The organism is Enterococcus sp. AZ011 (genome assembly GCF_050548355.1).
Classification (GTDB): Bacteria; Bacillota; Bacilli; order Lactobacillales; family Enterococcaceae; genus Enterococcus; species Enterococcus faecalis.
Genome location: NZ_CP172959.1, coordinates 1,335,918 through 1,350,560, shown reverse-complemented (window position 1 = coordinate 1,350,560; position 14,643 = coordinate 1,335,918). Strand labels below are relative to the sequence as shown.

14 protein-coding genes are annotated in these 14,643 nt (G+C 38.3%); 2 read left to right on the top strand and 12 right to left on the bottom strand.

Annotated elements, in window-relative coordinates; genetic code table 11:
• The first annotated feature begins 114 nt into the window (after positions 1-114).
• A complete protein-coding gene (locus IGL36_RS06545; RefSeq protein WP_002357563.1) occupies positions 115-1,305 on the top strand; it encodes an MFS transporter in 1,191 nt (396 codons plus the stop codon).
• 51 nt (positions 1,306-1,356) lie between these two features.
• On the opposite strand, the gene tkt is transcribed toward IGL36_RS06545, so the two are convergent.
• Positions 1,357-3,351 (bottom strand): transketolase, encoded by a 1,995-nt coding sequence (tkt, locus tag IGL36_RS06540; protein WP_002380305.1) that lies wholly within the window; start codon positions 3,349-3,351, stop codon positions 1,357-1,359.
• A gap of 71 nt (positions 3,352-3,422) precedes the next feature.
• Positions 3,423-3,665: a DUF896 family protein gene (locus IGL36_RS06535; protein ID WP_002384502.1), complete on the bottom strand. Its 243-nt coding sequence runs from the start codon at positions 3,663-3,665 to the stop codon at positions 3,423-3,425.
• A gap of 150 nt (positions 3,666-3,815) precedes the next feature.
• Here IGL36_RS06535 and lexA point away from each other — a divergent pair, with 150 nt between their 5' ends.
• Positions 3,816-4,436: a transcriptional repressor LexA gene (lexA, locus tag IGL36_RS06530; RefSeq protein ID WP_002357566.1), complete on the top strand. Its 621-nt coding sequence runs from the start codon at positions 3,816-3,818 to the stop codon at positions 4,434-4,436.
• A 13-nt stretch (positions 4,437-4,449) separates the two neighbouring features.
• Here the strand turns inward: lexA and queG are convergent, their stop codons facing one another.
• The 10 genes from queG to IGL36_RS06480 all read right to left on the bottom strand — a co-directional run bounded on the left by queG (position 4,450) and on the right by IGL36_RS06480 (position 14,592).
• Positions 4,450-5,619 (bottom strand): tRNA epoxyqueuosine(34) reductase QueG, encoded by a 1,170-nt coding sequence (gene queG / locus IGL36_RS06525; RefSeq protein ID WP_002365666.1) that lies wholly within the window; start codon positions 5,617-5,619, stop codon positions 4,450-4,452.
• 23 nt (positions 5,620-5,642) lie between these two features.
• Positions 5,643-6,137, bottom strand: coding sequence for a trimethoprim-sensitive dihydrofolate reductase (dfr, locus tag IGL36_RS06520; protein ID WP_002365665.1), 495 nt, complete (start codon positions 6,135-6,137; stop codon positions 5,643-5,645).
• 17 nt (positions 6,138-6,154) lie between these two features.
• Positions 6,155-7,102: a thymidylate synthase gene (locus tag IGL36_RS06515; protein WP_002398298.1), complete on the bottom strand. Its 948-nt coding sequence runs from the start codon at positions 7,100-7,102 to the stop codon at positions 6,155-6,157.
• A gap of 17 nt (positions 7,103-7,119) precedes the next feature.
• On the bottom strand, positions 7,120-9,009 hold the full coding sequence (locus IGL36_RS06510; protein WP_002398297.1) for an ABC-F family ATP-binding cassette domain-containing protein: 1,890 nt from the start codon (positions 9,007-9,009) through the stop codon (positions 7,120-7,122).
• 110 nt (positions 9,010-9,119) lie between these two features.
• On the bottom strand, positions 9,120-11,174 hold the full coding sequence (locus tag IGL36_RS06505) for a cation:proton antiporter (RefSeq protein WP_002398296.1): 2,055 nt from the start codon (positions 11,172-11,174) through the stop codon (positions 9,120-9,122).
• A gap of 35 nt (positions 11,175-11,209) precedes the next feature.
• Positions 11,210-11,542: an ACP phosphodiesterase gene (locus IGL36_RS06500; protein WP_002357572.1), complete on the bottom strand. Its 333-nt coding sequence runs from the start codon at positions 11,540-11,542 to the stop codon at positions 11,210-11,212.
• A 77-nt stretch (positions 11,543-11,619) separates the two neighbouring features.
• Positions 11,620-12,096 (bottom strand): hypothetical protein, encoded by a 477-nt coding sequence (locus tag IGL36_RS06495; protein WP_002398295.1) that lies wholly within the window; start codon positions 12,094-12,096, stop codon positions 11,620-11,622.
• Between the two features lie 11 nt (positions 12,097-12,107).
• Positions 12,108-12,302: a hypothetical protein gene (locus IGL36_RS06490; RefSeq protein ID WP_002357574.1), complete on the bottom strand. Its 195-nt coding sequence runs from the start codon at positions 12,300-12,302 to the stop codon at positions 12,108-12,110.
• Between the two features lie 193 nt (positions 12,303-12,495).
• Positions 12,496-13,344, bottom strand: a complete 849-nt coding sequence (locus IGL36_RS06485) for a DegV family protein (RefSeq protein WP_002398294.1) — start codon at positions 13,342-13,344, stop codon at positions 12,496-12,498.
• Between the two features lie 75 nt (positions 13,345-13,419).
• Positions 13,420-14,592, bottom strand: a complete 1,173-nt coding sequence (locus IGL36_RS06480; protein WP_002365661.1) for an LCP family protein — start codon at positions 14,590-14,592, stop codon at positions 13,420-13,422.
• Positions 14,593-14,643: the final 51 nt, after the last annotated feature.

The following is a 14,643-nucleotide window of genomic DNA, read 5'->3' as shown; positions in this document are numbered from 1 at the left end:
CTTGTCACTTTTTGAACAAACTTTATAAGAGAAGTCTGTTTTTGTAGTCAAAACAACTATTACCGAGTAGTTGTTGTATTACAAAATGAATTACATAGAAATGTAGGTGGTTAGATGAAGAAACAACAATCGGGTTTAACAAATCAAGTGACGTTTTTATTAGCGTTAACTTGCGGGGTCGTGGTCGCCAATATGTATTATATTCAACCAATTGGCACCCAAATTGCTCAGGCCTTTCAAGTCAGTATTGGTTCTATTGGTTTTGTTACTATGCTGACCCAATTAGGGTATGCGCTAGGCTTACTTTTTCTTGTTCCATTAGGCGATGTCGTTGATCGCCGCAAATTAATCATTCGAGTAGCTGCGCTCTCCTCGCTGTCTCTAAGTGCTGCGTTTTTTGCACCAAGTTTTCTCCTGTTTGCACTCTCTTCTTTTTTTATTGGGTTGCTCTCTATTGTCGCCCAAATCATTATTCCTTATGCAGCGGTCATGGCGGGGCCAGCGAACCGTGGTAAAGTAACAGGTCGAATGCTTGGCGGACTATTGACAGGGATTTTATTGTCTCGAACGATCTCGGGTTTCATTGCTAGTGCAGCTTCTTGGCGAACAGTCTACCTAATCGCCGTAATATTCGTGTTAGCATTGGTCGTTCTACTTCAATTAAAATTGCCCAAAACAGTGATACATACTCAAACTTCAAATCGATTAACTTATTTAGGTTCTTTGAAAAGTCTTCCTAAGCTAATCAAATCGCAACCTTTGTTAAGAGAAGCAACTGTCAATGGCTTTTTTATGTTTGCAACCTTTTCAATCTTTTGGTCTACATTAATTTTCTTTGTTAGTAGTCCAGCTTATTATTGGGGACCGAAAGAAGTCGGTATTTTAGCAATTTTTGGTTTATCGGGAGCATTCGTAGCACCCATCATTGGTCGTCTATCCGATTATTATCCAGAGCGGAAGATTGTTTTGATTGGCCTGTTGATGCAGTTCGGTAGTTTTATCTTACTTTTTCTAGGTGGAACACATGTGGTCTTACTAATCTTAGCAATTATTGTTTTAGATATCGGTACTCAATTTGGGCAAGTAGCCAATCAAACACGCGTCCAAAATTTGGGAGAAGAAGCCAGCAATCGTAACAATACCGTCTTTATGTTTTTCTATTTCATCGGCGGTTCACTGGGTTCATTGATTGGTACATTAATGTGGCAAAACTATGGTTGGTCTGGTGTTACTTTAACTGGTATTGGGTTCCAATTGTTCGCATTATTTTTTCACTTTATGCTCTTTGCTCCCAAAAAGAAATGAAGCAAAAAAACCTGAATGCTATCACAAGCATTCAGGTTTTTTAATCTTTATTTATAGTGATTTATAGGTATTAACCACATTTTCAGGAGTAAAGCCGAATTTTTCAAGAACTAGACCGCCAGGTGCAGAAGCGCCGAAGTGATCAATTGTGATTGTTTTGCCTTCTGTTCCTACATAGCGTTCCCAACCAAAGCTTGCTGCAGCTTCAATCGCCACACGTTTTGTCACAGCTTTAGGTAACACACTTTCTTTATATTCAGCAGATTGTTTTTCAAATAAATCAAAACTTGGCATTGACACGACAGATACATCGATGCCTTCTTCCGCTAATTTAGCTTGTGCTTCCACTGCTAGATTTACTTCAGAACCAGTCGCAATTAAAATCCCTGATGGTTGTTCACCTTTTTGTGGTGACAATACATAAGCACCTTTTTGAACAGAATCAGAAGCGTGTTCTAACGTTCCTTCTAAAACAGGTAAGTTTTGACGACTTAGAACTAAAATAGTTGGTGTTTCCGTAGAAGTCATAGCAATTTTCCAAGCAGCAACAGTTTCATTGCCGTCTGCTGGACGAATCACATGAACATTTGGAATGCAACGAACACTTGCTAATTGCTCAATTGGTTCGTGTGTTGGCCCATCTTCACCCACCGCAACAGAGTCATGCGTTAAGACGTAAGTTACAGGAACTTTTTGTAAAGCGGCTAAACGGATTGCTGGACGCAAGTAGTCAGTAAAGACGAAGAATGTCCCGCCATAAACATGGCTACCACCGTGTAATTGAATCCCGTTCATTGCTGCAGCCATTGCAAATTCGCGAACACCAAACCAAATATTACGGCCTTCGTATTGACCAGGTTCAAAATCTTTTTCTGCAGCAACCATTGTATTATTTGAGGCAGATAAATCAGCTGAACCGCCCCAGAAACTTGGAACAACTTTTGAAATAGCTTGAATCGTTTCTTTACTTGTTACACGACTTGCGGCACTTGTTCCTAGTTCATATTTAGGCAATTCTTGTTCCCAACCTTCAGGTAATTGGTTGGCAAAAGCTTCTTTAAATTGTTTGGCTAATTCTGGATGCGCATGTTCATAGTTCTTAAACATCTCATTCCAAGCCGCTTCTGCTTTTTGGCCTTCGTCAATCATCGTTTCTTTAAAACGAGCAGCGACTTCCTCTGGCACAGTAAAGTCAGGGTATTCCCAACCATAAACAGCTTTAGCCGCTGTAATGCCCTCTTCACCAATTGGCGCGCCGTGAACGGAAGATGTTCCTTCTTTTGGTGCTCCGTAACCGATGACTGTTTTAACTTCAATCAGTGTTGGTTTATCTGTTTCAGCTTTAGCCGCTTCAATCGCAGCCTCTATTTCATCTAAATCATTGCCGTCTTTAACTAAAATATGTTGCCATCCATATGCTTCATAACGAGCCCCAACATTTTCAGTAAAGGCTTTAGAAGTTGGTCCATCTAATGAGATGTCATTTGAATCGTACAAGACAATTAATTTACCTAATTTCATATGACCAGCCATTGAACTTGCTTCTTGAGAAACACCTTCCATTAAATCGCCATCACCACAAATTGCGTACGTATAATGATCCATAATAGGGAAACTATCACGATTATAAGTTGCAGCTAAATGCGCTTCAGCCATTGCCATACCAACAGCCATAGCAATCCCTTGTCCTAGAGGTCCTGTTGTTGCTTCAACACCATCTGTGTGGTGCACTTCTGGATGCCCTGGTGTTTTACTATCCCATTGACGGAAATTTTTCAAATCGTCAATTGTTACGTTGTATCCTGATAGATGTAATAAGCTGTACAACATTGCAGAGCCGTGGCCTGCTGAAAGTACAAAACGATCACGATCAACCCAGTTTCTAGAAGTTGTTGGGTTCACCTTTAAATGTTTTGTCCAAAGTGCATACGCCATTGGGGCAGCACCCATTGGTAAACCAGGATGTCCTGAGTTCGCTTTTTGTACGGCTTCAATACTTAATGTCCGGATTGTATTAACGCCCAATTGATCTGTCTTGTCAAACAAAAAAATCATCTCCTAATTTAGGTTTTTTTTACCTTTATTCATAGTGTAGCTTATTTCGACAATGAAAGCAATTACTTTCTGTTGTGAAGTCCTTTTTCACGTTGAATTTGTTTTAGTTTTTCAGGAGTCACATCGGTCCCTTCTTGATCCACGACCTTCATTCCTTCGATATGGTGACGCATCCCTCCACGAAATGCTTCTAAATACTCTTTACGTAATTCTTGTTGTTCGACTTTTTCTTTCGCACTAAGTTCTTCCACTTTTGCTTTATTCGCTAATTCATTTATACGGGCAATTTTTTCTTTCGATAACATCAAAATCCCTCCTTACTCTCACTGTCTATATTATAAGAACTGCCTTAAAAAAACAACTATATTCTGATATTTATAAAACACGAACGCTTGTTTGATTTCGTTCGCATTTTATGGTACACTAATTTTATCAATTGAAAGAAGGTGCGGGTTTTGGCGAAACGTACAGAAACAAGACAATTAGAAGTACTTAAATATATATACGAACAAGTCGAATTAAAGGGTTATCCGCCAACCGTTCGCGAAATTGGGAAGGCTGTTGATTTATCCTCAACTTCTACCGTTCACGGACATTTAGCTCGTCTTGAAAAAAAGGGTCTAATCTTACGTGACCCAACAAAACCGCGAGCAATCGAATTAACACCAGAAGGCTTGGAAAAGATCGGGATTCAACCGACAACTATTCCGATGTTAGGTGTCGTAACTGCTGGTGAACCAATTTTAGCGGTGGAAGAAGCATCAGATTTCTTCCCGTTACCTCCTGATTTACGTACAGAAGAAAATGCTTTATTTATGTTGACGATTCGAGGAGAAAGTATGATTAACGCAGGTATTCTAGATGGCGACCAAGTGATTGTTCGTAAGCAATCGAACGCCAATAATGGCGACATCGTAATCGCAATGACCGATGAAGATGAAGCAACCTGTAAACGATTCTTCCGAGAAGTAGATCATATCCGCTTGCAGCCTGAAAATGATGCATTAGCGCCTATTCTTTTAGATAACGTTACAATTTTAGGTAAAGTTGTTGGTTTATATCGCAATCATATTTAATAAAAAAAGGAAGTCACTCCGTTGAGCGGCTTCCTTTTTTGCTTGTTAACAAGTGAATAGCCTTTTGAGCTTCCTCGATAACCTCTTCTTCAGTTTCTACAGAAAGTAGATAATTTAAAGCTTCTAAACTTTGCTCAGGTTCTCTTTTTGCGAGCTGACCTAACGACCAAGCAGCTGTTCCGCGAATGACAGGACGCTGATCATTTAAACAGAGAATAATTTGTGGGATAGCTTCACGGCCGCCCAAATTCGCTAACGCAATCAAGGCATTCCGTTGCAATGGTTTTTTACCACGCCAAGAGCCTGCTAAGTGTCCGAATTGCTGTTTAAACTCTTTATTGGAAATAGTTAATAACGGTGCCAATTTGGGATAAACTTCTTCAATCTTTGGCTCCATCTCTTCATGAAAATGAAAATCTTTTCCTTTATTATAAGGGCAAACCAGCTGACAAATGTCGCAACCATAAATAACGTTACGCATTTTTTTCCGATACTCTTCAGGCATCATGCCTTTTGTTTGCGTTTGATAAGACAAACATTTTTGAGCATTCATTCGACCGTCCCCTAACAAAGCCCCTGTAGGACACCCTGTGATACAACGAGTACAATCACCGCAACCATTTGGAACAGGTTCATCTGGTTCAAATTGAATATTGGTGGTCACCTCACCTAAATATACAAAGGAACCAAATTCTTCGGTAATCAGTAGACCATTTTTACCAATGAATCCTAAACCCGCCCGCTGAGCAACAGCGGTGTCAACATATTCGCCAGTATCCACCTGCGGCCGAAAGCGCCAGTGTTCTTTTTCTGCTTCAGTGGCAGCTTGCTCTTCAATAAAAGCAATTAATTTTTGCAACCGATCCTGCAAAATGTGATGATAGTCAATTCCCCAAGAGGCTCGCGCAAATTGTCCACGCTTTTCATCTCTAGGCATTTTTCCCTGAGCTTTGGTGGGATAAGCTAAAGCAATGGAGATAATACTTTTAGGATGCTCAAACGTTTTTTCTGGGTAAATTCGTTCTTCCACATTTTGATGTTCAAACCCCGAGTTATATCCTCGCTCTCGTTGTTCATGCAGAGAATCTTCTAATTCAATAAATGGTTCAGCATGAGTAAAGCCGATTTTATCGATGCCTAAACGTTGACTCTCTTGAATAATTTTTTCTTTCAATGTCGGCATTGCTCATGCCTCCCTTCATTTTATTATTTATCGTTTCGATGATACGTTTCATAGTCATGTGCATAGAGATTTTTCTCGTCCACGATGCCGGGAACAGTGGCAACTTTTTCCCAAACAGACCAGTCGATTTCTGGAAAGAAGGTGTCGCCTTCAAATGTTTCATGAATCATCGTCCGATATAAGACATCGCATGCGGGAATCAGTTCTTTAAAAACGACAGAACCTCCACCAATAACGGTCACGCCTTCATACTTGTCAGCATACGCAAGAATTTCCTCTACGGAATGCATAACCAAAACGCCTTCAGCTTGGTAATCCGGATTACTGGTAAGAACAATCGTTGTTCGATTTGGTAACGGACGACATCCCATACCTTCGAAAGTTGCACGTCCTAAGACCAATGTATTATGAATTGTTTTTTCCTTGAAAAATTTCAAGTCGTTGGGTAAATGCCAAGGCAATTTGCCTTCTTTACCAATCACTCCTTGTTCATCTTGGGCCCAAATGGCTGCTAACATAGCTTCTCTCTCCTTTTTTATACGGCAATCGGCGCTTTAATCGTTGGATGTGGGTCATAGCCTTCTACTTTAATATCTTCCATATCAAAATCAAAAACAGAAGCCTTGTCTGGATTCAAAACGAGCGTTGGAAAAGAACGAACTTCTCGTGATAATTGTTCTTGCATTTGCTCCACATGATTTTGATATAAGTGGGCATCTCCTAGCGTGTGTACAAACTCCCCCACTGCTAAACCTGTTTCATGTGCAATTAGATGTGTCAATAAAGCATAGCTTGCAATGTTAAAAGGAACACCTAAAAAAACATCGGCACTGCGCTGATAAAGTTGACAGCTTAATTTTCCTTCATTTACATAAAATTGAAACATAGTGTGACAAGGCGGCAACGCCATTGAAGGCACATCTTCTGGATTCCAAGCAGAAACAATTAAACGGCGAGAATCAGGATTGGTTTTAATCATTTCAATCACATTAGCTAATTGATCGATAAAGCTACCATCTTTGGTTTCCCAGTGACGCCATTGCGCACCATAAATATTCCCTAATTCACCATATTTTTCTGCAAACTCTGCATCATTTAAAATGGTGTCACAGAACTTTTGATGTTCTTCTTTGTATTGTTCTGCAAACGCTGGATCTTGTAAGACACGATGCCCAAAATCCGTCATGTCTGGTCCTTGATAATCTGCGCTTTTTACGTAACGTTCGAACGCCCATTCATCCCAAATATGATTATTTCGCTCTAACAAATAGCGAATATTCGTGTCGCCTTTTAAAAACCACAATAACTCACTTTTAATCAAGCCAAACGGTACTCGTTTGGTTGTTAGTAAGGGAAATCCTTTGGCCAAATCAAAACGCATTTGATAGCCAAATAAACTATACGTCCCAGTTCCTGTACGGTCTTCTTTAAAATGACCTTCTTCTAAAATCTTTTTTCCTAGCGCTAAGTATGCTTCTTCCATCTTATTCCCTCCGTCTCTTAATCCGCGTATTCACTCAAGTATTCCCAACGATTCATTTTTTCTTCTAACAATTGTTCCGTTGCTGTTACTGCTTCTTGCAATTCTTGTAAACGAACAAAATCATCACCCTGATGATTCATTTCTTCAGTTAATGTTTCTAATTTCGTTTCTAATTGTGTGATGTCTTCTTCAATTGTTGCCCACTCTTTTTGTTCCATATAAGTCAGCTTTGTTTTTTCTTTCTTTTCTGTCGATGCTTCTTTTAATGGTTTATTAAGCGGTTTTTCTTTGACCTTTTCTTGTTCTTTTTGGTTCGCCAAATATTCACTCATCGTGCCATAAAATGATAGGATCTGACCATTTCCTTGAAAAACTAACAATTTATCCATTGTTTTATCCAAGAAATAACGGTCATGAGAAACCGCAATTACCGCTCCTTTAAACGTTTGGATATAATCTTCTAAAATGGTCAACGTATCAATGTCCAAATCGTTGGTTGGCTCATCCAATAATAACACGTTAGGCTGACTAATTAATAATTTTAAGAGATATAACCGGCGTTTTTCTCCACCAGACAGTTTGCCAATCAGTGTGCCATGCATAAAACGAGGAAATAAAAAGCGCTCTAACATTTCAGCGACCCCAACGCTGCTTCCATCACTTCGTTTCACTTCTTCTGCTGCTTCTTGCAAATAAGCAATCATCCGTTGATTAGGATCCATTTCTTCGTTTTGCTGGGTATAATAGCCAATTCGGACGGTTTCACCGATACTATATAGGCCACTCTCTAAAGGAATGCGTCCAGCTAAAATATTTAATAACGTGGATTTGCCTGCACCGTTTTTACCAGTAATGCCAATTCGATCGTTTGCTTGAATGAGTAAATTAAAGTCTTTCAAAAGCTGTTTATGATCAATGGCATAATTTCCTTCCTTGATTTCCAGAACTTTTTTCCCTAAACGCTGCGTGGCAAAGTCTGCTTCTAAGGTGCCATTGGTTTGTACCTGATGCAAGTTTTCTTTTAAATCCTGAAACCGATCAATTCTTGCTTGTTGTTTCGTTCCTCGTGCTTGAACGCCTGCTCGCATCCATGCAAGTTCTTGTTTGAAGAGGCGTTTTCTTTTTTCTTCTTGTTCTACAGCGACACGTTCACGTTCGGCTTTTTCCATCACATACGTTTCATAGTTTCCTTTGTATTCATACAGTTTTCCAAAAGAAAGTTCGAAAATCCGATTGGTTACTCGATCTAAAAAGTAGCGGTCATGGGTCACCATTAAAACCGCACCACGATAGTTATTTAAAAAGTTTTCCAGCCATTCAATCGTTTCATAATCCAGATGGTTCGTTGGTTCATCCAATAACAGTAAATCAGGCGCTTCAATTAAGACTTGCGCCAAGCTTACTCGTTTTAACTGCCCACCAGAAAGCTCCCCTATTTTCTTTTCCAATGTGGGAATGCCTAATTTTTGTAAAATAATTTTTGCATTGGTATCTGCTGTCCAAGCATCTTGTTTATTCATGGCTTCTTCTGCTTGCGTGTAACGTCTTTGAACCCCTTCGTCTAAACCATTCTCACTTAAAGCAGCTAACGCTAATTCATAATTTTTGACTGCTTTTATGATCGGGCTGTCTCCCTGAAACACGGCTTCTGCAATCGTAATATTCTCGTCAAATGTTTGATTCTGGGAAAGGTACCCAATTTGATAATCACTTGGCTGCTGAATCGCAGCAAGATCACCATCACCGCTATCTACGCCTGCAATAATATTTAATAAACTGGTTTTCCCTGTGCCGTTAATCCCAATTAAACCAATGCGATCTTTTTCATGAATCAAAAAAGAAAGATGATCAAATAGTGTTTTTTCCCCATATGTTTTGGTTAAATCTGTTACTTTTAATTCTTTCACCGACACTACCAACTCCTTCTATTTTGGTCTTGCTTATTGTATCAAAAATTGGATTATAAAAAAAGTGCATGAGATAAAAATCGTCTTGGTTTCATCTCATACACTATTACTTATTCTTTATTAAAATTTTTAACAAATCGTTTCAGCGGAACGTTATTCACTTCGCCGCTAATCGAATAACTCTCTAATAAATTGACATTTTTTCGTAACTCGTTCGCTTCGATACTTGAAATGCGTTCAGATTGTTCGTAATGATCAATCATCCGTCGTTCTTCTTGGAAGCCTAATAATAGGTCTTTGACATAGTCTGTCTCCGTATGAACAATATACGAATCAATAAATTCGCCTTTTTCAAACTTATGGGCTAAATCCAAGCGTCCGTCAATGAAGAAATCAATTAAATCATCATCATAGACACCGCGCAAATTATCTAAACTCTTCAGAATAACTTGAGAATTTCTTAGAAAAACTTGGCGAATATTTTCTAGTTCTTCATTTCGTAATTCTTTTTCTTCTTCAGAAGCTTCATCACGATTGAAAAATAGCTTAGGATGTAAAAGAATCGAAATGATTTGTCGAGCAAATAATAACCAAAAGCCTACAATCGATAATAATTGTTTGGCAATCGACCGTTGCATCCGTGTAATTAAGCGTTGATACATACGATAACTTCTGACACTAATTTCTCCTTGTTTCAGACTTTCTTCTAAGCCGTCTCGTTCAATGGACACAATTAACGTCCGCAACTCTTGCACTTCTTGTTTTCGTTCCGCACTTAGCTGCTCGGTATACAATTCTTTTAAACGATCTTGATAATTTTCAATGACCGCATTCATTTCACCACGAGGATTCTCTTCATTTTGCTGTTTTAAGACATCAATGACATCACGTAATAAATCAATTTCGACTGACTCTTCATTTTCCACTTCCGTCTCTGAATCAGTTAAAAATGGTAAAACTAGAATCCCGCCAATCAGAGTCACCAAAATAACACAAGCCGTAATGAATAGTAATAACGGTCGTTCTTTAAAATGCTCGCCGTTAATCGCTGTTGGCAAAATAAAGATGGTGGCTAAACTCACTGTTCCTTTAACACCGCCAAAAGTTAAAATCAGCATTTCATTCATTGCGTTTTTAACTTTTTTAAGGCCATGTTGAAGCGTGTAAACACTGAAAATGGCTAAGAAACGAATCAAAAAGACAACGGCGCTAATAATTAGAACAACCATTAGTAGGAACCAGTTTGAATATTGTTGGTCAATCCAAATTGGCGAAAACACTTGAGAAAGTTCAATTCCTAAGAATAAGAAAACTAAGGCATTTAAAGTGAACTCAATCATACTCCAAATACTTTCGCCAACATTTGACAGCTCTGCTTCAAAAAGCGAAACTTTTTTCAAACTAGACGCTTGCATAATTCCAGCAATCACAGCGGCAATAATTCCAGAAACGCCAATCAACTCTGAAATTAAATAAGCAATAAATGGCAAGAGTAATTCAATCAACAAGTAGCCTGTAACATCTTTTGCCACTGCAGTTTCAAGTAAATGAACAATTTGCTGTTTTAATAGAACTAACACGATTCCGACTACCGCTCCACCAATGCTGGAAATAACCAAGGTCCCTGCCGCTTCCACCGGCGAAAATGAACCCGTTAATAAAGCCGCTAATGCAAATTGAAAGGCTGTAACGCCTGATGCATCATTAATGAGTCCTTCACCAGATAAAATGTTCATCGAACGTTCAGGAATGTCAATTCGACCTGATAACGAACCTACCGCCACCGCATCCGTTGGCCCTAGAGCCGCCCCAAAAGCGAAGCAAGCGGCTAATGGTAAAGTAGGCAAAATCATATGCAAGGTCCAGCCGACTCCGACTAAGGTAATTAACACACCAAAAAAGGCCAAGAAAAGAATCATCCCGAAATTTTTCATCATTGCTTTCAGATTGATTAGCTCCCCTTCTCTAAATAAAAGCGGTGCAATAATCATTACTAAAAACACTTCAGGCTCAAATTCAATTTCCTGCCCCATTTTAGTTAAACCAATTAGAACGCCTACAATAATTTGCACAATTGGCAGCGGAATGACGGGAACAATCCGGTTGAATATGTTTGAGAAGGTAATAGACAGTGCAAAAACAATGATTAGAAAGGTAAATTCCATCCTATCATTCCCTTCTATATTAAATTTTTATTGACTTACCGATCAAAACATTTAAGTAATTTTTTCTTTTTAAGAATAATTTTCTTTTCAACTTCTTCTAACTCAGAACTGCGTTCGCAAAGTTCCAATTGAGCGCGTCGTGCTTCTAAACGAAGAAGTTCTCCTTTAATTAATTCAATTTTTTTGTAGCGTAAGAAATTTTTCTTTTGCATACGTTCTGCAAAGTGTTGTCGTTTTTCTTCAGGGATTGCTTGATATTTCTTTTTCAAGTCAGCGACACACTTTTCAAATTCTTCACTCACCGAAACAACTTCCTTCCAAAATTTAATCTGACTAATTATAACAAATTTTACCAAAAGTACAAGCAAAATTGCTTTCTTTTTTTCAAAAGAAATTCAGACAAAACTTAACGCGGGAAAAGCTGATTTCTAGGAGCTGAACATGGTTAATCTTCATTAACAATAATATCAATTTCTGCCTCTTCATTCATCCGTGTTGAAAGAAAAAGAACCATTTCTTCTAGTGGCGCAGAAAAGCGTAAAACCACCCCTCTTCTGCCTTTTTTTAAATACCCTAAACGAATACCGTTCGGTTTTTGAACAAGGACAATCTTTTCGATATCTTTAAAGGCCGTGCCCCGATTGTCAAAAGGATGCGTAATAATACAATTCTCCGCAAAACCTCTTGCATCGTAAAGAAAACTGAAGATAATCAAAATATATAACACACTTCGAATCATTTCAATTTTATCTCCTGCCGAAAATGCATTGGCCAGAATCATTAAACTAAAAAAAGCAACTAGATATTTTGTTGTAGGATGTTTTGCAGCCGGAATTACAATACTTTTACGTACGAAGTAAAAGTAACCATACATAACGACGACAAATAAAAATAGCAATAACGTAAATCCATCGATAATCACAAACGACTCCTTTATTTCTTTTTCTTTTGAATATCTGTTAATATATCATTTATTTCTTTAATTTCTTTTTTTGATTCGTTAATCTTTTTGATAACCGCCTCACGGTTTTTTCCAGGCGGTAAGTCAATTGATTCTTGGTAGTAGTTTGCTAAAGCTTGAACTTTTTTCATTTTTTCGCTTTGCAACAAGGCTATATTTCTTTTCATTTAACCGCCTCCTCTTCCTTAGTATACATTACTTTGTAAGGAATTGCTTAATTTGCAAGATATTTTCTAATAAAAAGGAGTAATTTTACATTTTCTTATAAACAAAAAGTATTCGGCTGAGTAACAGCAGCAAACGACAAAATAATAGAATAAAAGATGAGACAGAAGTAGTTTACTTTTGTCTCATCTTTTATTATTGAGCTGAAATCGCTAAACCAATTGCTTTTTCCCCTAGATGGGTCCCAATAACTGGACCAAAATGACCGATTTCAATTTCTGCATTTGGGTATAGCTTTTGTAATTTTGCTTGTTCTTTTTCAGCAACGATGCGGTTATTGGCATGAATCACATACAGTTTAACTGGCGCTTCAATCCCTGCGTTTCGTTCACCAATAATCTTTTCTGCACGAGCAAAAGATTTCTTTGTTGAACGGATTTTTTCAAATAATACAATCTTTCCATCTTCAAAAGTCAAGATAGGTTTAATCTTCAATAGCCCAGCGATCAAGGCTGCGCCATTCGTTAAGCGACCGCCACGAACTAAGTTGTTCAGATCTTCTACAATTAGATATGCATACGTATTGTCACGAATTAAATCTAATTTGGCAAAAATTTCTTCTAAGCTGGCTTTTTCTTCTGTTAAATCTAAAGCAGCTTCTACCATGTGTCCCATTGGCATACTTGTAATTTTTGAGTCATATGGATACAAAGCAACGCCTGGGATTTCATCAGTAAGTCCGTGCAATGTATGAACAAAACCAGAGATTCCTGAAGAAAGATGAATGCTGATGATGGTGTCGTACCCTTGTTCAGCGATTGATTTGTAAAGCTCTAACACTTCTCCTAAAGCAGGTTGTGAAGTCGTCGGAAATTCTTTACTATTATTTAGCAATGCATAATATTCATCTGCTTCAATGTCAATGCCTTCGTTGTATATTTTTCCATCTAAAATGACTGGGATGGGAATTACAAAAAGATTCGGATGATCTTTAATGCGCTCGGGTAAATAAGCTGTACTATCTGTCACAATAGCAATTTTCATTTTGTAACCTCGTTTCACTAATTTTCCACGTTGTTTCTAATATAGCATAAAAAAGGATATTTTAAAATGCTTTCCTTATTCGTTCAGGAATTTTTCGATGGCGTCAGCATTTTTTTGTTCATCTACTTCTAAAATACTGCCTGCATAAGAGGATTCACCAAAATTCCAAGAATCTGGTACCGGAACCGATAATGACTCAACCCCTGCTTTTCCTTTAATCAGCAATGATGGTCCGTTCGTTAGCATGAAACTAACAGGCACATCTGTCGACATATAGCCGACTAATTTCCCAAGTGATTCTGGGGTTCTTAATAAAGTCATTGGGTTTTTCATTTGGCTCATTACAGCTGACATAACTTGTTGTTGGCGACGAACCCGACCAAAGTCGCCTTCTTCATCCATCCTAAAGCGAGCGTATTGAAGTAAGACATGTCCATCCATGACCTGTTGCCCTTTTTCAATATCAACGCCATCTAAATTCAGTGATTTTTCTGCATCGATTTTGACACCTTTTGGAAACATAGAGTCAACAATTTTTTCAAATGATTGGAAATCTACCTTAGCATAATATTTCGTATCTAAATTAAAGTTTTGTTTTAACGTTTCACGAACCAATTCAGCACCGCCATAAGCGTATGCGGCATTAATTTTATTCGGCCCGACACCAGGAATGTCCACGAATGTATCACGCATAAATGAAATTAATTTCGGTTTTTTTGATGGTCCATTTAGTTGGAGAACCATTATTGTGTCGGCTCGTCCAGCATCTTCCCCACGTGTATCGCTGCCAAGAATTAAAATATTCTTAGCTCCGTTGCTACTTTTGACGCCATTAAATGTTTCTACTTTTTCTTGAGGCAACGAGTCATCATGTTCTGCTGCAGATTTTCCTTTTAAAAACATGACTGTACTATAAGCAAATAACAGAATCAATAGGATTACTAGCCATTTGAAAAAGCGTTTTGTTTTTGATTTTTTACGTTTCTTTTTTGGTTTCTTGTCTTTTTTTCCGCGGGGTGGTTGGTCAGAACCGTTGCCACCACCTGAATCTGTTTGATGTCGCCTCTCACTTCTGCGACTGTCCTCAGTATAGCTGTCTTCGTAAACTGGCTCTTGAAGGCTTTCAGCTAGTTCTTCTGGTTCTTCTTCTCTATGTTCACCCATTGATTTTCGGGGATTAAAGGTCTTTTTATGCTCTGCTGGTCTCGATTTTTCATGAATATGTTTATAACGATCTACACGACTCATCGTGTCACTCCTTTACCTCTGTGTTTTATCACCTTTCTTAGGATACCTCAT